Origin of the sequence: Vibrio sp. St2, assembly GCF_947311885.1 — a bacterium.
In the GTDB taxonomy this organism is placed as follows: domain Bacteria; phylum Pseudomonadota; class Gammaproteobacteria; order Enterobacterales; family Vibrionaceae; genus Vibrio; species Vibrio coralliilyticus.
The window spans coordinates 1-20,058 of sequence record NZ_CAMZNA010000022.1; the positions used below are offsets into that span (position 1 = coordinate 1).

Below are 20,058 nucleotides of genomic sequence, written 5' to 3' on the forward strand. Positions count from 1 at the left end.
TGCGGGGGCCGGATTTGAACCGACGACCTTCGGGTTATGAGCCCGACGAGCTACCAAGCTGCTCCACCCCGCGTCCGTATTGTATCACCGTTAAGCACGATGACAGCTTTAAATTTGGAGCGACACACGAGGTTCGAACTCGTGACCTCAACCTTGGCAAGGTTGCGCTCTACCAACTGAGCTAGTGTCGCATTTGGTTGCGGGGGCCGGATTTGAACCGACGACCTTCGGGTTATGAGCCCGACGAGCTACCAAGCTGCTCCACCCCGCGTCCGTATTGTCTCACCGTTAAGCACGATGACAGCTTTAAATTTGGAGCGACACACGAGGTTCGAACTCGTGACCTCAACCTTGGCAAGGTTGCGCTCTACCAACTGAGCTAGTGTCGCTTTAACAACGTTTCCGTCGTTTAGGGCTGCGAATTATAAGAGCATTTTTTTGTGATGCAAGTCCTTCCTGCAAAAAAAAGGTGTTTTTTTTCTGTTTGATGAAAAAGCACACAGAATAGAAGTTTTTTCCATCTAAGCGAGGCTTTTCCATCATTACTCTTAATAGAAAGCCGTATTTTTTAGATGTTAAAAATTGTTTGGCGGTAGTACTTTAGCTCAGCAATTGACTCACGGATATCATCCAACGCCAAGTGACTACCTGTCTTAGAAAAGCCGTCTAATACTTCTGGTTTCCAACGACGGGTCAGCTCTTTAAGTGTACTGACGTCGATATAGCGGTAATGGAAGTACGTTTCCAGTTCAGGCATATGTTTGTATAGGAAGCGACGATCTTGACCCACACTGTTACCGCATATTGGCGACACACCCTTTGGTAACCACTGTTCCAGGAACTTAATAGTCTGACGAACTGCGTCCTGTTCCGTTACTTTACTGGCGCGAACGCGATCCACTAAGCCGCTGCCCGTATGAGTAGTCGTACACCACTCATCCATTTTAGCCAGCTCTTCTTCTGGTTGGTGGATGGCAAGTACCGGTCCTTCAGCTAAAATATTCAACTCACTATCCGTGACGATAGTGGCGATTTCGATGACTTTATGGGTTTCTGGGTCTAAACCTGTCATCTCGAGATCAATCCAAATTAAATTTTGATCGCTAAAGGACATAAATCGTTGCCTATTGGTTTTATGCTAAAAGAGGTACTATACCCAAATTCTGATCCTCAGGGTAGCTATCCTAGGATCCATCAAGATGATTAAAGTTAAGTAGACAATTGTGGCAAAGAAGAAAAAGCTAACCAAAGGTCAAGTGAGACGAGTTAGAAGTAACCAGAAACGTAAACTGGCAAAAGAGGATTCCGTTCAATGGGAAGAATCCATGCTGGGCGCGACTCAAAAAGGTCTGGTGATTACTCGTTTTGGTCAACATGCCGACATTGAAGATGCAGAAAGCGGTGAAATCCACCGTTGCAATTTGCGCCGTGGTATCGAGACCTTGGTCTCCGGTGATAAGGTGATCTGGCGTGCTGGTCTGGAATCAATGGAAGGCATAAACGGTGTTGTTGAAGCCGTAGAACCACGCAGCTCGGTGCTGACCCGCCCTGACTACTATGATGGTCTGAAACCAGTGGCAGCAAACGTCGATCAAATGGTCATCGTATCTTCTGTACTGCCAGAATTATCACTCAACATTATTGACCGCTACTTAGTCGCCTCTGAGACACTCAATATTGCCCCTCTTCTGGTGCTAAACAAAATTGACTTACTTGAAGAAGAGCAACGCAACCTATATCAGGAATGGCTGAGTGAGTACGAGCGTATCGGTTACAAAGTGCTGCTAGTCAGTAAACAGACTGGAGAAGGTATTGCAGCACTGGAAGCCGAACTCAAAGATCGAACTAACATTTTTGTGGGTCAGTCTGGCGTCGGTAAATCGAGCCTGGTAAATGCATTAATGCCTGAGTTTAACGTTGAAGAAGGCGAGGTATCAGAAAACTCTGGTTTAGGTCAGCACACTACCACCGCTTCCCGACTTTATCACATCCCAACGGGCGGTGACCTGATTGACTCTCCTGGAGTACGTGAGTTTGGTTTGTGGCATTTGGAAGCTGAAGAAGTCACCAAAGCATTCGTTGAGTTCCGCAGCTACCTTGGCAGCTGTAAGTTCCGGGATTGTAAACACAACGATGACCCAGGATGCGTATTACGTGAAGCAGTAGAAAATGGTGAAATCAGTGAAGTTCGCTTTGAAAACTACCATCGCATCCTTGAAAGCATGGCCGAAGTCAAAGCCAACCGTCAGTACTCACGCAACAAAAAAGCCGATCTGTAACGGCTTCTTGCACAAATCATCAGCGCTTGATACTGACTTTACCGACAAATTTAAGTAGTATCTCGCGCCCAAAAGTAAGCAAACATACAGTTAGCATTGGAATTTATGACAATGGATAAGATTAAAGTTGGACTGCAGTACTGGATCCCTCAACACGGTTTGACCCGTTTGGTCGGTAAATTGGCATCCGCAAAAGCGGGCAGCCTAACCACTGCTGTTATTCGCTGGTTCATCAAGCAGTACAACGTCAATATGGACGAGGCCAAGCACTCTGATCCTAAGCATTTCAAAACCTTCAATGAGTTTTTTGTCCGTGAGCTGAAAGACGGTGCGCGCCCAATCACTGAAGGGGAAAGCATCATTACTCATCCAGCAGATGCTTGTGTCAGCCAGTTTGGCCCTATTCAGGATGGCAAACTCATTCAGGCAAAAGGCCATGATTTTACGGCTCAAGAATTATTAGGTGGTGACGCTGACCTTGCGGCTGAATTTGCCGATGGCGAATTTGCAACACTTTACCTTTCACCACGTGATTACCACCGAGTGCACATGCCTTGTGACGGTACACTTCGTCAGATGATCTATGTGCCGGGTGACCTGTTCTCGGTAAATCCTTTGACCGCAGAAAATGTACCAAACCTGTTCGCGCGTAATGAGCGCGTGGTGTGTATTTTCGATACTGAATTTGGCTCTATGGCTCAAGTGTTAGTCGGCGCGACCATAGTCGGTAGCATAGAACAAATCTGGGCAGGCACCATCACTCCACCGCGTGGCAATACTGTCTACAAATGGGATTACCCAAGCAAAGGCGACAAAGCGGTCATCCTCAAAAAAGGTGAAGAGATGGGTCGATTTAAGCTTGGCTCAACGGTGATCAACCTATTTGCTAAAGATGCAATCAAGTTTGATGACTCTATGGCTAACGGCCACACAACTGTGATGGGGACACCCTACGCTCACCTTACCGCTCCAGAGCAAGAGCAAGAGCAAGAGCAAGAGCAAGAGCAAGAGCAAGAGCAAGAATAGCCTCAACAGCCCCGATTTTTCGGGGCTTTTTTTGACTAGAAACAAACCTTACGCAACATTTCTTTATTGCATTCAAAAACTTCCATCTCAATCTAAGACCTTAATTTGGTTATTCTTTATTCTTAGCCGCAGAGTTTCGCTTTGAGGTTAAACCCTTATGCCTAAAATTGATCAAACGATAGTGATCAAATTACTGATTTGCTTTGGCTTACCCGTCGCGGTATTGATGATGCCGATTGATGCCATACCCATCGCAGATCTAACCTTAATACAGCATCGCCTGCTGGCGATATTTCTGCTTGCTGCTCTGTTATGGGTGCTAGAACCTGTGCCTGTCTTTGCCACCTCAATTCTGATCATTGCACTTGAGCTGATCATGATTTCCGACAAAGGTCTACACTTGTTCCGTACACCACCAGCAGGGCACGATCTCGGCGAACTCATGCAATACACCGATATCTTCAGTGCGTTTTCCTCACCTATTATCATCCTGTTCATGGGTGGGTTTGCCTTAGCCATCGCCGCGTCAAAATATGAGCTGGACAACAACCTCGCACGAGTCTTGCTGCGACCTTTTGGCCACCAGCCTAAATTCATCATGCTTGGATTGATGCTGATCACCGCCGTGTTCTCAATGTTCATGTCCAACACCGCCACTACTGTAATGATGCTCGCGCTACTTGGCCCGATCGTCGCTTCAGCTCCCAAAGGTGACATCGGCATCAAAGCACTCGTTTTATGTATCCCAATTGCAGCCAATACTGGGGGTATCGCAACCCCTATCGGTACGCCACCTAACGCGATAGCTCTGCAATATCTAACAGGTGAAAACAGCATCGACTTTCTAAGCTGGATGATGATGGGCCTCCCCTTTGTCATTATTCAGCTGACGATCGCTTGGTTTTTGCTACAAAAACTCTTCCCTTCCTCTCAGAAAACCATGACGCTCAAACTTGACGGACAATTTCAACGCAACTGGCGCGCCATGGTGGTGTACGCCACATTCGCCGCCACTATCTTGTTATGGATGACCACAAAAGTGCACGGGATGAACACTTATGTGGTCTCGATAATTCCACTCGCGGTCTTCACCCTAACGGGCATTATGGGTAAAGCCGAACTTAAACAGATCAACTGGGATGTGTTGTGGCTGGTTGCTGGAGGTATCGCGATCGGCATTGGCTTGGATAAAACCGGATTGGCAGCCGCGCTCGCACACGCGATCGATTATGAAGCCCTTTCACCTGTAGCTGTAGTGATTACCATGTCGATTGTATGCTGGTTAATGGCCAACTTTATGTCCAATACTGCGACAGCTAACCTTTTGATGCCGATTGCAGCCGCTATTGGCGCTTCAATGGAAAGCCTCTCTTCCATGGGGGGATTGCAAGGATTGCTGGTCGTCGTCGCCTTCTCAGCCTCACTCGGTATGATTCTACCTGTCTCTACCCCACCAAATTCTCTGGCTTATTCGACGGGACTTATTGAGAGTAAAGACATGGCTAAAACAGGCGTGATCATTGGTGTTATTGGTTTAATCATCGTATATATTGCCGCCTTATTACTGACTTAGAGTGACCTTGGACTTCTTGCTCTATTAATGGGCAAGAAGTCACAATTCGGTAAAAAGGTACCACTTCATTGATATTCCACTCTCTGAATATCCATATAGATCAAATCTATATTTTAATAACTTCTATAACATCAGCCTGTTAAACCAACATTCATAGCTATTTCAGCAGTTCCTACGTGAATTTTCGCACTAACAGGGTGTAATCACTAATTCATACCAACACACTCTGATTTTCGATAGGTTGTCTCAGTATTAAGGAAAGGCAATGAGAAACACAATCAAGCTAAAGATCCAGATCGCTATCGCGATCATTATTGCGATTGTCTCCGGTGTCCAAGCTTGGATATCCGTCAGTCAATTAAAACAAGAAACTACTTCTGCACTGAATAGTGAAATGACAAACGTCAGTCACGCGACTTCTCGCTATATCAGCGACTGGCTCGCCATCCGCAGCGACATGATGCTGGCGAATGAAACCAGCATTCTCAACTCGGACAATGCCGATAGAGAGATGCTAATAACTAAGCGAGCCGGTGGATTCCTATCGGTTTATGCTGGCTTTGAGGACGGTTCTATCGCTTATGGAGACAAAACTGAAGACTGGCCAGCCAATTACGATCCTCGCACCCGCCCTTGGTATAAAGATGCTATGGCAACCAATGGATTGATTGTCACCGAACCCTATCAGGACTTTGATGGCAGCATCGTTGTCAGCTTTGCTAAAGCCTTCAGTGGAAGCAAGAATGGTGTTCTCGCCGCCGATTTAACCGTCACCAGTATCATCGAAGAAGTCCTTAATGTGAGTTTGGACAACGATGGCTTCTCATTCTTGGTCGATGGCAATAACAACATCGTTGCTTATCAAGATGAAAAGCTGAGCCAGCAACCGTTGACCGAACTCAACCCACTACTGTCAGCGGATAAAGTCCAGCAGTTGGTCAACACCTCTTTTATTTCCACCGTCAGCTGGCCTGAGCAGGGCGATAAACTGATATTTGTTGCTAATGTTCCTCATACCGATTGGTCGCTCGGCATCGTCGTAGATAAGGATATGGCGTTTGCGTCAGTGACCGAGCAGATTCAATTCACTGCGATTGCTTCAATCTTCCTTTACATTCTGATCGCATCCATCAGCACCTACGTTATCACTCGGTTACTCAAGCCACTGCAAACGCTCTCAGCCGCACTGTCACAACTGTCTCAAGGCGAGGGTGACTTAACTCAACGAATCGAAATTCGTCGTATGGATGAGATTGGCGAATTGGCTCAGCACGTCAACCAGTTCCTGAGTCAGATGCAATCCATGCTCAGTGGCATTATTCATCACAGCCAAGAACTAGCCGTTCAGGCTGAACAGGCCAATCAACTGTCGCAACAATCGTCACAGCAGGTGGAAACACAGCAAAACGACGTCAATCAAATCGCAACCGCTATCCACGAGATGTCCGCCACCGCAGCGGAGGTGGCCAGCCATGCGGAACTGACTGCTAACGCTTCTCAAGGCTCCGCTTCTGCTTGTGAAGATGGTCAACAGGTCATTGAGAAAAACCGTCAGGCTATTGTGGAACTGGCCGATCAAGTTTCGGCGGCATCCGGCATTATTTCCGAGCTGGAAAGTAATACACAGAGCATCAATCAAATCCTCTCCACCATTAGAGAAATCGCCGAACAGACCAATTTGCTGGCACTCAACGCTGCAATCGAAGCCGCGCGAGCTGGTGAGCAAGGCCGTGGCTTTGCCGTCGTAGCGGACGAAGTCAGAGTATTGAGCCAACGTACACATGGTTCGACCGAAGAAATTCGCAACATGATTGAGACGTTGCAAAACAATACCAAACTGGCCGTCAACAGCATGGAGAGCAGCACAGCCCTAGCGGGTACCAGTGTTGATTACGCTCAGCAAGCGTATGAAAGCCTCAACACCATCACTTCTGCGATAACAGAAATCAATGACATGGCACTACAAATTGCCAGCGCCGCAGAAGAACAACGTGCCGTTAGTGAAGACATTAGCCGCAATACTCAGGGGATTAAGGACGCGTCCGATATTCTCTCAGAGCAGGCTATGCGCAGCAGCGAAAGTGCGACCAACATGTTTAACTCTGCCAATACCGTCCGAACTGAAGTGGAACGTTTTAAAGTTTAGACTTTGTTTCTAAAACCATTTAATGCATATTGTCAGCCTATTGATTTCTTTGTTCACAGGACGAACAACTTATGGGATTCGAATGGCTGGCACTGGCTGCCGCTTTTCTCTGGGCAGTTGCCAGCCTGCTTTCTGTTGGCCCTGCTCAACACCTTGGGACCTTTGCGTACAGCCGCTGGAGAATGGGCTGTACTTCTGTCATTCTCGCCTCAATGGCGGGTTTCACCGGAGGCTGGGCGACCGTTGAAACAAGCGCTATCTCAGCCATGGCGTTGTCAGGACTGATTGGTATTTTTATCGGTGACACCGCACTGTTCGCTTGTTTGAATCGCATGGGCCCGCGCCAAGCTGGCTTGCTGTTTTCCTGCCATGCGGTATTTTCCGCCATACTCGGCTACTTCCTGTTTAGCGAAACCATGACGAGTATCGAACTTATCGGTTCCGCTCTGGTGTTTTCCGGCGTACTAACCGCTATCTTTTTTGGTCGCAAAGGGCAAAGTAACAATCACTTAGAATCCATAAAAGGCAATATCTGGTTGGGGATTGGTCTGGGGTTAGTTGCTGCGCTGTGCCAAGCACTCGGCGGCATTATCGCAAAACCGGTGATGCAGACGGCTATTGATCCTGTCGCGGCTTCCGCTATGCGGATGATGACGGCCTTTGCAGCTCACTGTGTCTTTTTCCTTAGTGGCGCGAAACTCGCGAAAGCAACGCTACCAATGAATTTGCGCCTGTTTGCTATCACGGCGGTTAACGGCTTCCTCGCGATGGCTGTGGGCATGACACTTATCCTTTATGCACTACAAGAAGGCAATGTCGGCATGGTTGCCCTACTTTCTTCTACTACCCCTATCATGCTGCTGCCGATACTTTGGATTTACACCAAGAAACGCCCGAATCGATTCGCCTGGTTTGGCGCTATTCTAGCCGTTGTTGGCACGGGGTTATTAGTCAGCTAGCGGCTATTAGAACGATAGTTATAATCCACTTTATGTTTGCCCATAATGAGTGAAAATAATATTAACAAGACAGGAAAACGGGCCAGAATCGAGCACCACGCTAGGAATAAGGTGAAAGATAACAACGATATTTCACTAACAATATTTGATCTTATCCTACAGTTTTGGTTAAAAAGTGTAGTAAAATTACGCTAATTTGTTTTCTAAGTTACTTTGAAATTTGACGAGGACATCACTATGTCAGCTAAGAAGCCTTTGGCTCTAGTCATTCTTGACGGTTACGGTCACCGTGAAGATACTGCAAGCAACGCAATCGCGAACGCAAAAACGCCAGTTATCGACGGTCTGCTTGCCAATAACCCAAACACACTGATCTCAGCTTCTGGCCTAGACGTTGGTCTTCCTGACGGTCAGATGGGTAACTCTGAAGTCGGTCATACCAACATCGGCGCTGGCCGAGTGGTCTATCAAGATCTGACTCGTATCACTAAATCTATCGCCGATGGTGAATTTGCAGACACGCCTGCATTAGTAGAAGCCATTGACTCAGCAGTAAAAGCTGGCAAAGCGGTTCACCTAATGGGTCTGATGTCTCCAGGTGGCGTTCACTCTCACGAAGATCACATCTACGCAGCCGTTGAAATGGCAGCAGCTCGCGGCGCTGAGAAAATCTACCTACACTGCTTCCTAGACGGCCGTGACACACCACCACGCAGTGCTGAAAACTCACTACAACGTTTCCAAAACCTATTTGCGAAACTTGGTAAAGGTCGCGTCGCTTCTCTCGTTGGTCGTTACTACGCAATGGACCGTGACAACAACTGGGATCGCGTTCAAGTTGCTTACGATCTTCTAACTCAAGCTAAAGCTGAGTTCACAGCAGAAACGGCAGTTGCCGGTCTGGAAGCGGCTTATGCTCGTGACGAAAACGACGAGTTCGTTAAAGCAACAGCAATCAAGGCAGAAGGCCAAGAAGACGCTATCATGCAAGATGGCGATGCGGTTATCTTCATGAACTACCGTGCAGACCGTGCACGTCAAATCACTCGTGCATTCGTACCTGCATTTGACGGCTTCGAGCGCGCTGTATTCCCAGCAATCAACTTCGTGATGCTGACTCAGTACGCAGCTGATATCCCGCTAGCGATTGCCTTCCCACCAGCATCTCTAGAAAACACATACGGTGAATGGCTATCTAAGCAAGGCCAAACTCAGCTACGTATCTCTGAAACAGAGAAATACGCACACGTGACGTTCTTCTTCAACGGTGGCGTAGAGAACGAATTCGAAGGCGAAGAGCGTCAGCTTGTTGCTTCTCCAAAAGTCGCAACTTACGACATGCAACCAGAGATGAGCTCTCCAGAGCTAACTGAAAAAATGGTAGCGGCGATCAAGTCTGGCAAATTCGACACCATCATCTGTAACTACCCGAACGCAGATATGGTTGGCCACACTGGTGTTTACGAAGCAGCTGAAAAAGCGATCGAAGCACTGGACGAGAGTGTGGGTAAAGTGGTTGAAGCCATCAAAGAAGTGGGCGGTCAGCTACTGATCACCGCAGACCACGGTAACGCTGAAATGATGATCGACCCAGAAACGGGCGGCATCCACACTGCTCACACTAACCTACCAGTGCCGCTAATCTACGTCGGTGACAAAGCGGTTGAGTTTAAAGAAGGCGGTAAACTGTCTGACCTTGCACCAACCATGCTTTCTCTAGCCGGTCTAGAAATCCCTGCAGAAATGTCTGGTGAAGTGCTAGTTAAGTAAGTCGCCAAACTTCAAATCTCGAAAGCCCGGGCTCACGCTCGGGCTTTTTTATTTCTCTACCAACAAGTTTTGACATTACTCTTTCTTCAAAGGAATGTGTTTGGGTATACTGACTTTCTCTCAAAGACTTAGGACAGACTTTTCACATGGCAACACGACGACAAGGACGACTAACAGCTTTTCCAAAGCTCTCTGCTTTCGTATTGATTGTTGCCTCGACACTGGCTTTCCCTAGTTGGTCTTCATCGCCTTCAGAATTAAAAGGCGTCAGCAGCGAAATTTCACGTCAAAGACAAGCGTTAACATCGCAACAGAAAAAACTCGACTCCCTACAACAGTCTCTCAAAAAGCAGGAACTGGGTATCGTACGTCTTGAGAAAGAAATCAAAGAAGCCAAATCGTCGTTGAGTAAAACCAACGCCAGTATTGCTTCGTTAGAGAAAAAAATTGCTTCACTAAAAGCACAAAGACAGAAGCAAAGCGAAAAACTTGCTGAGCTGTTACAGACCTACTATGTCACCCAACGTGCCAAGTCTTCTGCAAGTATTCTTAACCAAGGCGTCGAAGAAGACAGAATCAGCCAATATTTCCAGCACTTAGCCAAACAACGAGCACTCACGATTGAAGAGTTGGAAACAACCGTCAATCAACTTGCGGAAAGTGAAACACAACTAAAGCTAGAGAAGCAGCAAATTACTAAACTGATCGCGCAGCAGAATCAAAAGCGCCAGCAATTGACGAAAGAGCAGTCCAAGCGAAAAGGCACCGTCAGTAACATCAAAAAGAACATCACCAGTGATAAAGTTTACCTGTCAGAGCTGCAGCGCAATGAAACACGCTTAAAAGCTGAAATTGCCAAAGCGGCTAAAGCCGCGAAAGCAGCCAAACTCAATGCTGTTCCTATGGACGGTTTAGCAAAGCGTAAAGGTCGATTACCGTGGCCGCTTAAAGGCAAGATTCTCCACAACTACGGCTCGCGCCAAACGGGTCAGATAAACTGGAAAGGAATGGTGATTGACGCCAATTACGGTCAGTCAGTGAAAGCCGTCTACTCTGGTACTGTCGTATTTTCAGACTACCTCAGAGGATATGGTCTGGTGATTCTACTCGACCACGGAAAAGGCGACATGACCTTGTATGGCTTTAACCAAAGCTTGCTAAAGAAAGAAGGTGATAAAGTGTCCGCTGGCGAAACCATCGCATTGGCCGGTGACACAGGTGGTCAGCCACAAGCGTCACTTTACTTTGAAATCCGCCGCAACAGTAAAACTCAAAACCCTAAGGGTTGGCTGACAAGATAACCGCCATTTGCTCTCGCAAGACTAGGCGTAGTAGGCCTCAACTGCTTGAATAAACGTGTCAATCTGCTCTTTAGCTAAGGCGTTGATTCCCGCCGCTGCTGCACGACCGCCACCCGTCGCAAAATGAGCACATACATCTCCCGCTCCTTGCTTATTATTCAGCGGCGCACGTAAGGAAACGGTATAGCTCCCATCCGCATTCTCGGAAAGTACAGCATGCGCACGATCTGGAGTTTGATTCGCCAGCCAGTTGCCGTAAACGCCACTGATACGTCTCGAAGAAGCCTGGTTAGGCAGCTCAAACACACCCAACACATCACTTTGATGAGAAGCTTGAACTGCGAGCGCCTTATCCATATCACTTTGATACGCTGATTTGAGAGTATGATAAGGAGAGCGTTGATCCGCAATAACAGCAAAAGGATCATCATAAGCCAAAAGGTGCTTAAACAACTGAGCAGGGTCAAAATGCAGATCCGCCAGCTCGGCCCCATAGCCATTGTAGTTAACTAATGTCCCCAGCTCTTTCAACTGCTCTTTCTGTTCATCGGTGAGGCCAGCTCTGCCAGCCAGCTCATCCGCTTTTGCAATCAAGTTATCACCGTATGCAGCAGTTATCGCCCATAAGTGAAAACGACCTTGCAGCAACTCATCCACAATCAAGGCGGTACAGGTATTGGCCTCTAAATTAATGTGAGCATCGAGGTTGGTGGACTGTGGAATATCACCGGACTTGTGATGGTCGGCATAGAATACCTGAGCACCGGCAGCAAGAATCGTTTCTAAACTCGCCTTATTTTTCTCCATCGAGATATCCAGTACAGTGACGGAATCACTCGCCTGGCAATTAAGGGAATCGAGCAGTTTAATGTCGCGTTTCACGCCGGTGATCAGAGTTGACGTTTTGGGCTCAGCCAGACGCAGCTGAAGAAGCGCGATAATGCCATCCGCATCACCATTGAACACATCGTAGTGCATAAACAAAAACCCCTTAAAATATCTTTAGATACTTTAAGGGGTTAGCCTTATTTCAACAATCGCATTTGGTTATGGTTAAGCATGAATTGCTTTAACGCCATCTTCCAACAACTGTAATTGTTCAAGACCTTGTATGGTGGCTTTAGGCTTCACCACCGCGATCATCTGCAGCATTCCTTGATGAATCACCTGCTCCGTGATCTGAGTTTTTGGCGACATGGCCGCGCGGTAACCCAACCAGCTGGAAGCAATCAGATGCAAAGTGGTTACCAGAGATTTCATCTCATGCTCTTCCACTTTCAACAGTTCCAGCTCAACAAAGGCACGCATGATATTGATCAGATTGGTTTGCAGCTTTTCCTGTACCTGAATGTAATCATCATGCAATTGATCATCACGCTGGAGAATTTCTGGCAAGTTGGCGTAGAAAAATCGGTACTTCCACATCAGATTGAAGATAGAGTCTAGATAATGCTTGAGCAGCACTAGGCTTTCTTGTTGACCATGAATTGGCGAAAATCGCTCCAGCAGCTCATTGGAATAAAGCGCAAAAATTTCACGAACGATTTCTTGTTTGTTGCGGAAGTGGTAGTAAAGGTTGCCCGGACTAATGTCTATATGTGCTGCAATATGGTTAGTGGTGATATTACGCTCACCGTGTTCATTAAAGAGATCCAATGCGGCAAGCACTATTTTGTCGCGTGTCTTCATTCGTTTTCCGTACCCTCTTCCATTAATATTATCAGTATAACTGAGTATATTAACCAATAACAAAAAAGCGCCTGATTAGACCAGGCGCTTTCATCGGTTTCTTAGTTATTTGTGGTACGGCTTGGATAACTCATGAACCGCTTCAACAAACACACCGGCATTTTCAGGCGGTACATCTAGGTGAATACCATGGCCAAGGTTAAATACATGGCCTGTACCTGCGTCACCAAAGCCTTCTAGGATGGTCGCAACCTCTTCACGGATACGTTCTGGTGAAGCGTAAAGCATCGATGGATCCATATTGCCTTGCAGCGCCACTTTATCACCCACACGCTTAACAGCATCTTGGATGTTGATCGTCCAGTCCAGACCTACCGCATCACAGCCTGTTGCTGCGATTTGCTCTAACCACATACCACCGTTCTTAGTGAACAGAGTGACGGGAACACGGCGGCCATCGTTCTCACGAATCAAGCCATCGACGATTTTATGCATGTACTGTAGCGAGAACAGGTTGTAATCGCGTGGCGTTAAGACACCGCCCCAAGTATCAAAGACCATTACTGATTGAGCACCCGCTTTGATTTGTGCGTTTAGGTACTCAATAACGCTGTCTGCGAGTTTATCCAGTAGCAGATGCAGCGTCTGTGGTTCTGCGTACATCATCTTCTTGATCTTAGTGAAGGCTTTTGAGCTGCCACCTTCAACCATGTAAGTTGCCAAAGTCCATGGGCTACCAGAGAAACCAATCAGTGGTACATCACCGTTCAAATCTTTACGGATCTGACGCACTGCATTCATTACGTACTTCAGTTCACCTTCTGGGTCAGGAATACCAATTTTCTCAACATCCGCTTTGCAGGTAATCGGCTTATCAAATACCGGGCCTTCACCCGCAGCAAAGCGGAGTTCTAACCCCATTGCATCTGGGATGGTTAGGATGTCAGAGAACAAAATGGCAGCATCAAGTGGAAAACGGCGCAGTGGCTGCAGCGTGACTTCTGACGCCAGTTCTGCGTTCTTACACAAAGACATGAAATCGCCCGCTTCAGCACGGGTCGCTTTATATTCAGGTAAGTATCGTCCTGCCTGACGCATCATCCATACTGGCGTGTAATCCACAGGCTGCTTTAAAAGCGCACGCAGATAACGATCATTTTTTAATTCAGTCATTCCGTCTTTCCAACTATTCGGCTTCTATTTAGGGGCGCTATTCTAACACTGTTTTCCATGCAAAAGCTGTGTGCTTTGCAACCTAGATCAAGTTATTAACTTTTAAATCAGTGCTTAATTTGCACCCAATCATCAAGAGTGTTAAAAATTTGTTTGCTAGCGAAAACAACAATTATAACCTGAGTACTCGCTACTCAGCATCTCATAACGACATCTTACTTACCCCCTCCCTATCGGAGGGTTTTTTTTGTCTATAAATCAGTGAATTAATCCATCTCATCCAGAGTTTGTTGAATCAAGGATCGCGCGATGGTTCCTTCTGGTGCCACCGGCGGTAAGTCGTCCGCGCTAAACCACTGCGCGTCACTCAATTCACTGTAATCCGGCTTCAACTCTCCACCTTGATAGTCCGCCAGAAATCCCATCATCAGGCTGGACGGGAACGCCCAAGGCTGGCTGCCAAAATAACGAATGTTTGCCACATCGATACCGGTCTCTTCTTTCACCTCTCGAGCCACACACTGTTCAAGTGTTTCCCCAACCTCAACAAAGCCTGCAATCACGGTGTACATACCATTACGGTGTCTTGGATGCTGCGCTAGAAGAATTTGGTCGCCGTTGCGCACGGCAACAATGATGCACGGAAAAATACGCGGATAGTGTAACGTTCGACAGTCACCACACTGCATGGCGATTTGGTTGTGATTGAGATGGTTTCGGCCACCACATATCGGACAAAAGCGCAGTGTTTGCGTCATATGACCATACTGCACGGCTTTGCTAATCAGCAGAAACAATGGCTCGGGTAGATCTAAACAATCTCTCAACGACGTCAGTGGTAGTTCTTGCTCTAGCTCCTGAGCATTGAGCCACATGACTGGCAAGCCCTTGTAATTTCCAATCTTTATCGCATTTTCTTCAGGCAAATTAAACGCCTTCGCCGCACCACAAGGTAATGCATGGTCCACCAGCCAAGCCTCACTGCCTGATACAACACACCAATAAGCATTGCTCGTACGGTTCGTGTCACTGTTCTTTAACATTACCCTTCCTCTTCGCTTGCAGTTCATTCATTTTACTGGCAATCTAATTTCATACCAGAGTTTGTAGTGGAACAATTTTCTGGCTATAAATTCTAGTAAGGACAAGAGGTTGTATCTCTAGAATGGCTTTGCAAAGCAAAGCGTAATGATCACCGGAACTGTGATCCGATCATGAGGGCATGGTCATGCTGAATAAATTCAAACAAACACAAGAACAGTGGGGTGGCTCAAGTGAAGTCATCGATCATTGGTTAGAAACTCGCCAGTCACTTATTGTCGAATATTGCCAGTTAGGCTCTCTTCAGCCAGCGAATGGGCACGCTAACGTAGTTGAACTCCCTTCCCCGAAACAAATCAGCTCTTTTTGCAATCACGTCGTTGATTATATTTCCGAAGGCCATTTCAAAATTTACGATATGGTGATGGAAAAGTGGCAGGCTACAGGCTTTAAAACCAATAACGAGATTGACACCACCTACGCAAAAATCGTGTTAACCACCGAGCCTTTACTTGAGTTTAATGACAAGTACGTCAGCGTTAGTGCAGACGATGAGCTTCCTGATTTCGAAGTAGATATGTCAAAAGTTGGCGAACTACTCGAAGTGCGATTTGAAGTTGAAGATAATCTGATCCAGCTTATTGCCGATAGTCTAGCGATACCGCCAGGCGCTTAAAAAAGAGATTAGTGAGGGTTGGCGTAAAGTCAGCCCTTTTTGCTTAGTAACGTTTCGTTGTGGATGCGGGATAAGGGCACTCTCGCAGGCCAAAGCCCGTTCCAGCTTCCCATAGGACGCAGTTCGTTCCCTCCTCTCTCCAAAAACAAAAAAGGCACCCTAAGGTGCCTTTTATCATTTCTTGAATAACGATTACTCGTCAGCAGAGAAACCTGCGTTTAGCAATGCTGCAAGATTGTCAGTTGCTTGCTCAGCTGAAGGACCTTCTTGTTCTTCAGTGCGCTTAGCTTGGCGATCTTGGTGGTAAGCGAAACCTGTACCTGCTGGAATTAGACGACCAACAATTACGTTTTCTTTCAGACCACGTAGCTCATCACGTTTACCAGAAACAGCTGCTTCTGTTAGTACGCGAGTTGTCTCCTGGAACGATGCCGCAGAGATGAACGATTCAGTTGCTAGAGATGCCTTAGTAATACCAAGTAGCTCACGCTCGAAACGAACAAGCTCTTTGCCTTCAGCTTCTAGCTGACGGTTAGCAATCTTAACGTTCGCGTATTCAACCTGTTCACCAACTAGGAACTCTGTAGAGTCACCAGCGTGAGTGATTGTACACTTACGTAGCATCTGACGAACGATAGTCTCAATGTGCTTATCGTTAATCTTAACGCCCTGTAGACGGTATACTTCTTGAACTTCGTTCGCGATGTACTGAGTCACAGCGTGGATACCACGTAGACGTAGAATGTCATGTGGAGACTCTGGACCATCTGCGATCACGTCACCACGTTCAACTTTCTCGCCTTCGAATACGTTAAGCTGACGATGCTTAGGAATCATCTCTTCGTAAGCGTCGCCGCCGTCACGAGTGATTACTAGACGACGTTTACCTTTCGTTTCTTTACCGAAGCTCACAGTACCTGTGTGCTCAGCAAGAATCGCAGGCTCTTTCGGCTTACGAGCTTCGAATAGGTCAGCTACGCGTGGTAGACCACCGGTGATATCTTTGTTACCGCCAGATTTCTGAGGGATACGAGATAGCGTATCACCCACACCTACTTCTGCGCCGTCTTCGATGTTTACAATCGCTTTACCAGGTAGGAAGTAGTGAGCTGGCATTTCAGTACCAGGGATCATTACGTCATTACCCGCAGCATCAACAAGTTTGATAGCTGGACGCATATCTTTACCTGCTGCTGGGCGAGCGGCTGCTTCAGTTACTTCGCTTGAAGATAGACCTGTTAGATCATCTGTTTGACGAGAAACTGTTACGCCATCGATCATGTCCACAAACTGGATGCGACCTGCCACTTCAGTGATGATTGGCATAGTGTGCGCTTCCCAGTTCGCTACTGTTTCGCCAGCTTCAACCGCATCGTTGTCGCCTTTGCTTAGTAGGGAACCGTAAGGTAGTTTGTGTTTCTCTTTTGTACGACCGAATTCGTCGATGATAGTCAGCTCAGAAGCACGAGACGTGATTACAAGCTTCTTATCTTTGTTCATTACGAACTTAGCGTTGTGTAGCTTAACCGTACCAGTTGTCTTCGCTTGGATGCTGTTCTCTGCTGCTGCAGTAGATGCCGCACCACCGATGTGGAACGTACGCATCGTAAGCTGTGTACCCGGCTCACCGATAGACTGAGCAGCGATAACGCCGACTGCTTCACCTTGGTTCACTAGGTGACCACGTGCTAGGTCACGACCGTAACACTGTGCACAACAACCGAAGTCTGCATCACAGGTAACTACAGAGCGCACTTTCATGCTATCTACTGAGTTATCTTCCATGATCTGACACCACTTCTCATCAATCAGAGTATTACGTGGGATCAGTACTTCGTCAGTACCTGGCTTCAGAACGTCTTCTGCAACAACACGACCTAGAGCAAGCTCAGAAAGTGCAACTTTAACGTCACCACCTTCGATGTGAGGCATCATGTCGATACCTTCGTGCGTGCCACAGTCATGCTCGTGTACAACAACGTCTTGAGCAACGTCTACTAGACGACGAGTTAGGTAACCCGAGTTCGCTGTTTTCAGTGCCGTATCCGCAAGACCCTTACGAGCACCGTGCGTTGAGATAAAGTACTGAAGTACGTTTAGACCTTCTTTAAAGTTCGCAGTGATCGGCGTTTCGATGATTGAACCATCTGGACGTGCCATCAGACCACGCATACCTGCAAGCTGACGAATCTGAGCAGCAGAACCACGAGCGCCCGAGTCAGCCATCATGTAGATGCTGTTGAACGATTCTTGTTGCTCGTCTTCACCTTCTCGGTTCACTACTGTTTCAGATGAAAGGTTTTCCATCATCAACTTCGCTACGCGATCGTTGGTCGAAGCCCAAATATCGATCACTTTGTTGTAGCGCTCACCCGCAGTTACAAGACCAGATTGGTACTGTTCTTGAATTTCGCGAACTTCTGCTTCCGCTTCTTCGATCTCAGTGTATTTCGCATCTGGCACAACCATGTCGTCGATACCAACCGATACACCAGAAAGTGCTGCGTAAGCAAAACCTGTGTACATGATTTGGTCAGCGAAGATAACCGTATCTTTCAGACCTAGCTTACGGTACGCCTCGTTAAGTAGGTGAGAGATTTGCTTCTTACCTAGCTTCTGGTTAACGATGCTGTACGGAAGACCAGATGGCACGATTTGCCATAGCATTGCACGACCGATAGTTGTATCAACTAGCTTAGTCTCTGTTGTGCTGTTGCCATCTTCATCTTTTACCGTCTCAGTGATACGAACTTTAACGCGAGCGTGTAGCTCTGCAGACTTAGTACGGTATGCTTTCTCAGCTTCTGCTGGGCTAGCAAGGTACATACCTTCGCCTTTCACGTTAATCTTGTCACGAGTCATGTAGTAAAGACCCAATACAACGTCCTGAGAAGGTACGATGATCGGATCACCTGACGCTGGCGACAGAATGTTGTTTGTTGACATCATCAGAGTACGAGCTTCAAGCTGTGCTTCTAGAGTTAGAGGCACGTGAACCGCCATTTGGTCACCATCGAAGTCCGCGTTGTACGCCGCACACACAAGTGGGTGTAGCTGAATCGCTTTACCTTCGATAAGTACTGGTTCGAACGCCTGGATACCTAGACGGTGAAGTGTAGGTGCACGGTTCAATAGTACTGGGTGTTCGCGGATAACTTCGTCTAGGATATCCCAAACAACAGCTTCTTCGCGCTCTACCATCTTCTTAGCGGCTTTGATTGTCGTTGCTAGGCCACGAGTCTCAAGCTTGCTGTAGATAAATGGTTTGAATAGCTCAAGTGCCATCTTCTTAGGAAGACCACACTGGTGCAGACGAAGGTATGGACCTACTGTGATTACAGAACGGCCAGAGTAGTCTACACGCTTACCTAGAAGGTTCTGACGGAAACGACCTTGTTTACCCTTGATCATATCAGCAAGAGATTTCAGAGGACGCTTGTTCGAACCTGTGATCGCACGACCGCGACGACCGTTATCTAGAAGGGCATCAACAGACTCTTGCAGCATACGCTTTTCGTTGCGTACGATGATGTCCGGAGCAGCAAGCTCTAGTAGACGCTTCAAACGGTTGTTACGGTTGATTACGCGACGGTATAGGTCGTTCAGATCAGAAGTCGCGAAGCGACCGCCATCTAGTGGTACTAGAGGACGTAGATCTGGCGGAAGTACCGGAAGCACAGTTAGGATCATCCACTCTGGGTTGTTACCAGATTGAACGAACGCTTCAACTAGCTTCAGACGCTTAGTGATCTTCTTACGCTTAGTCTCTGAGTTAGTAGACTGAAGCTCTTCACGCATTTCTTCGATTTCAGCAGGCAGATCCATAGACGCAAGTAGGTCTTTGATCGCTTCCGCGCCCATCTTAGCCGTGAATTCATCACCCCATTCTTCTAGACGATCCAGATACTCTTCTTCAGTCAGCATCTGAGATTTTTCTAGATCAGTCATACCCGGTTCGGTTACTACGTACATTTCGAAGTAAAGAACACGCTCGATATCACGTAGAGGGATATCCATTAGTAGACCGATACGAGACGGCAGTGATTTTAGGAACCAGATGTGAGCAACTGGTGAAGCAAGCTCGATGTGGCCCATACGGTCACGACGAACTTTAGTTTGTGTAACTTCAACGCCACACTTCTCACAGATAACACCACGGTGTTTCAGACGCTTATATTTGCCACAAAGACATTCGTAGTCTTTTACTGGACCAAAGATACGCGCACAGAACAGACCATCACGCTCAGGTTTGAACGTACGATAGTTGATCGTTTCAGGTTTTTTAACTTCACCGAAAGACCATGAACGGATCATGTCTGGTGAAGATAGACCGATTTTGATTGCATCAAACTCTTCGGTCTTATGCTGTGCTTTTAGAAAGTTTAATAAGTCTTTCACAATCAGCTCCTGTAAGGAGTTAAAAGG

General features: G+C 47.1%; 14 protein-coding genes and 4 tRNA genes. 8 read left to right on the forward strand and 10 right to left on the reverse strand.

Features of this window, described 5'->3' with window-relative positions:
* The 5 genes from QMA41_RS25230 to orn all read right to left on the reverse strand — a co-directional run bounded on the left by QMA41_RS25230 (nucleotide 1) and on the right by orn (nucleotide 1,114).
* Nucleotides 1-73, reverse strand: a tRNA-Met gene (locus QMA41_RS25230).
* A 42-nt stretch (nucleotides 74-115) separates the two neighbouring features.
* Nucleotides 116-191 (reverse strand) — tRNA-Gly (locus QMA41_RS25235).
* Nucleotides 192-194: 3 nt separating this feature from the next.
* Nucleotides 195-271, reverse strand: a tRNA-Met gene (locus QMA41_RS25240).
* A 42-nt stretch (nucleotides 272-313) separates the two neighbouring features.
* A tRNA-Gly gene (locus tag QMA41_RS25245) sits at nucleotides 314-389 on the reverse strand.
* A gap of 179 nt (nucleotides 390-568) precedes the next feature.
* Nucleotides 569-1,114, reverse strand: a complete 546-nt coding sequence (orn, locus tag QMA41_RS25250) for an oligoribonuclease (protein ID WP_038164436.1) — start codon at nucleotides 1,112-1,114, stop codon at nucleotides 569-571.
* A 109-nt stretch (nucleotides 1,115-1,223) separates the two neighbouring features.
* On the opposite strand from orn, the gene rsgA reads away from it, so the two are divergent.
* The 7 genes from rsgA to QMA41_RS25285 all read left to right on the forward strand — a co-directional run bounded on the left by rsgA (nucleotide 1,224) and on the right by QMA41_RS25285 (nucleotide 11,054).
* Nucleotides 1,224-2,279, forward strand: coding sequence for a small ribosomal subunit biogenesis GTPase RsgA (gene rsgA / locus QMA41_RS25255; protein WP_006957099.1), 1,056 nt, complete (start codon nucleotides 1,224-1,226; stop codon nucleotides 2,277-2,279).
* 111 nt (nucleotides 2,280-2,390) lie between these two features.
* Nucleotides 2,391-3,305 (forward strand): archaetidylserine decarboxylase, encoded by a 915-nt coding sequence (asd, locus tag QMA41_RS25260; protein WP_281630898.1) that lies wholly within the window; start codon nucleotides 2,391-2,393, stop codon nucleotides 3,303-3,305.
* Nucleotides 3,306-3,462: 157 nt separating this feature from the next.
* Complete coding sequence (locus QMA41_RS25265) at nucleotides 3,463-4,878, forward strand: SLC13 family permease (protein WP_281630899.1); 1,416 nt, start codon at nucleotides 3,463-3,465, stop codon at nucleotides 4,876-4,878.
* 265 nt (nucleotides 4,879-5,143) lie between these two features.
* On the forward strand, nucleotides 5,144-7,024 hold the full coding sequence (locus QMA41_RS25270) for a methyl-accepting chemotaxis protein (RefSeq protein WP_281630900.1): 1,881 nt from the start codon (nucleotides 5,144-5,146) through the stop codon (nucleotides 7,022-7,024).
* 71 nt (nucleotides 7,025-7,095) lie between these two features.
* A complete protein-coding gene (locus QMA41_RS25275) occupies nucleotides 7,096-7,983 on the forward strand; it encodes a DMT family transporter (RefSeq protein WP_038164444.1) in 888 nt (295 codons plus the stop codon).
* Between the two features lie 237 nt (nucleotides 7,984-8,220).
* Entirely contained in the window at nucleotides 8,221-9,753 is a 1,533-nt protein-coding gene (gpmM, locus tag QMA41_RS25280) for a 2,3-bisphosphoglycerate-independent phosphoglycerate mutase (RefSeq protein ID WP_281630901.1), read from the forward strand.
* Between the two features lie 146 nt (nucleotides 9,754-9,899).
* A complete protein-coding gene (locus tag QMA41_RS25285; protein WP_281630902.1) occupies nucleotides 9,900-11,054 on the forward strand; it encodes a peptidoglycan DD-metalloendopeptidase family protein in 1,155 nt (384 codons plus the stop codon).
* 21 nt (nucleotides 11,055-11,075) lie between these two features.
* Here QMA41_RS25285 and QMA41_RS25290 read toward each other — a convergent pair whose 3' ends face one another.
* The 4 genes from QMA41_RS25290 to nudC all read right to left on the reverse strand — a co-directional run bounded on the left by QMA41_RS25290 (nucleotide 11,076) and on the right by nudC (nucleotide 14,959).
* A complete protein-coding gene (locus QMA41_RS25290; RefSeq protein WP_281630903.1) occupies nucleotides 11,076-12,032 on the reverse strand; it encodes a DHH family phosphoesterase in 957 nt (318 codons plus the stop codon).
* A gap of 75 nt (nucleotides 12,033-12,107) precedes the next feature.
* The gene (locus QMA41_RS25295) at nucleotides 12,108-12,743 is read right to left on the reverse strand and encodes a TetR/AcrR family transcriptional regulator (protein ID WP_006957107.1); all 636 of its coding nucleotides are present in this window, start codon (nucleotides 12,741-12,743) and stop codon (nucleotides 12,108-12,110) included.
* Nucleotides 12,744-12,848: 105 nt separating this feature from the next.
* Complete coding sequence (gene hemE, locus QMA41_RS25300) at nucleotides 12,849-13,916, reverse strand: uroporphyrinogen decarboxylase (RefSeq protein WP_005476295.1); 1,068 nt, start codon at nucleotides 13,914-13,916, stop codon at nucleotides 12,849-12,851.
* A gap of 266 nt (nucleotides 13,917-14,182) precedes the next feature.
* Nucleotides 14,183-14,959, reverse strand: coding sequence for an NAD(+) diphosphatase (nudC, locus tag QMA41_RS25305; protein ID WP_172851822.1), 777 nt, complete (start codon nucleotides 14,957-14,959; stop codon nucleotides 14,183-14,185).
* Nucleotides 14,960-15,138: 179 nt separating this feature from the next.
* Between nudC and QMA41_RS25310 the strand changes: the two genes are divergently transcribed.
* Nucleotides 15,139-15,633, forward strand: a complete 495-nt coding sequence (locus tag QMA41_RS25310; RefSeq protein WP_006957110.1) for an Rsd/AlgQ family anti-sigma factor — start codon at nucleotides 15,139-15,141, stop codon at nucleotides 15,631-15,633.
* Between the two features lie 192 nt (nucleotides 15,634-15,825).
* On the opposite strand, the gene rpoC is transcribed toward QMA41_RS25310, so the two are convergent.
* Entirely contained in the window at nucleotides 15,826-20,031 is a 4,206-nt protein-coding gene (gene rpoC / locus QMA41_RS25315; protein ID WP_006957111.1) for a DNA-directed RNA polymerase subunit beta', read from the reverse strand.
* Between the last annotated feature and the right edge of the window lie 27 nt (nucleotides 20,032-20,058).

What these genes read in the sequence shown, in the direction of transcription:
- asd (WP_281630898.1), top strand. Translation starts at nt 2,391, where the DNA reads ATGGATAAGATTAAAGTTGGACTGCAGTACTGGATCCCTCAACACGGT.
- QMA41_RS25265 (WP_281630899.1), top strand. Translation starts at nt 3,463, where the DNA reads ATGCCTAAAATTGATCAAACGATAGTGATCAAATTACTGATTTGCTTT.
- QMA41_RS25285 (WP_281630902.1), top strand. Translation starts at nt 9,900, where the DNA reads ATGGCAACACGACGACAAGGACGACTAACAGCTTTTCCAAAGCTCTCT.
- QMA41_RS25270 (WP_281630900.1), top strand. Translation starts at nt 5,144, where the DNA reads ATGAGAAACACAATCAAGCTAAAGATCCAGATCGCTATCGCGATCATT.
- QMA41_RS25290 (WP_281630903.1), bottom strand. Translation starts at nt 12,032, where the DNA reads ATGCACTACGATGTGTTCAATGGTGATGCGGATGGCATTATCGCGCTT.
- QMA41_RS25310 (WP_006957110.1), top strand. Translation starts at nt 15,139, where the DNA reads ATGGTCATGCTGAATAAATTCAAACAAACACAAGAACAGTGGGGTGGC.
- hemE (WP_005476295.1), bottom strand. Translation starts at nt 13,916, where the DNA reads ATGACTGAATTAAAAAATGATCGTTATCTGCGTGCGCTTTTAAAGCAG.
- QMA41_RS25295 (WP_006957107.1), bottom strand. Translation starts at nt 12,743, where the DNA reads ATGAAGACACGCGACAAAATAGTGCTTGCCGCATTGGATCTCTTTAAT.
- orn (WP_038164436.1), bottom strand. Translation starts at nt 1,114, where the DNA reads ATGTCCTTTAGCGATCAAAATTTAATTTGGATTGATCTCGAGATGACA.
- gpmM (WP_281630901.1), top strand. Translation starts at nt 8,221, where the DNA reads ATGTCAGCTAAGAAGCCTTTGGCTCTAGTCATTCTTGACGGTTACGGT.
- QMA41_RS25275 (WP_038164444.1), top strand. Translation starts at nt 7,096, where the DNA reads ATGGGATTCGAATGGCTGGCACTGGCTGCCGCTTTTCTCTGGGCAGTT.
- nudC (WP_172851822.1), bottom strand. Translation starts at nt 14,959, where the DNA reads ATGTTAAAGAACAGTGACACGAACCGTACGAGCAATGCTTATTGGTGT.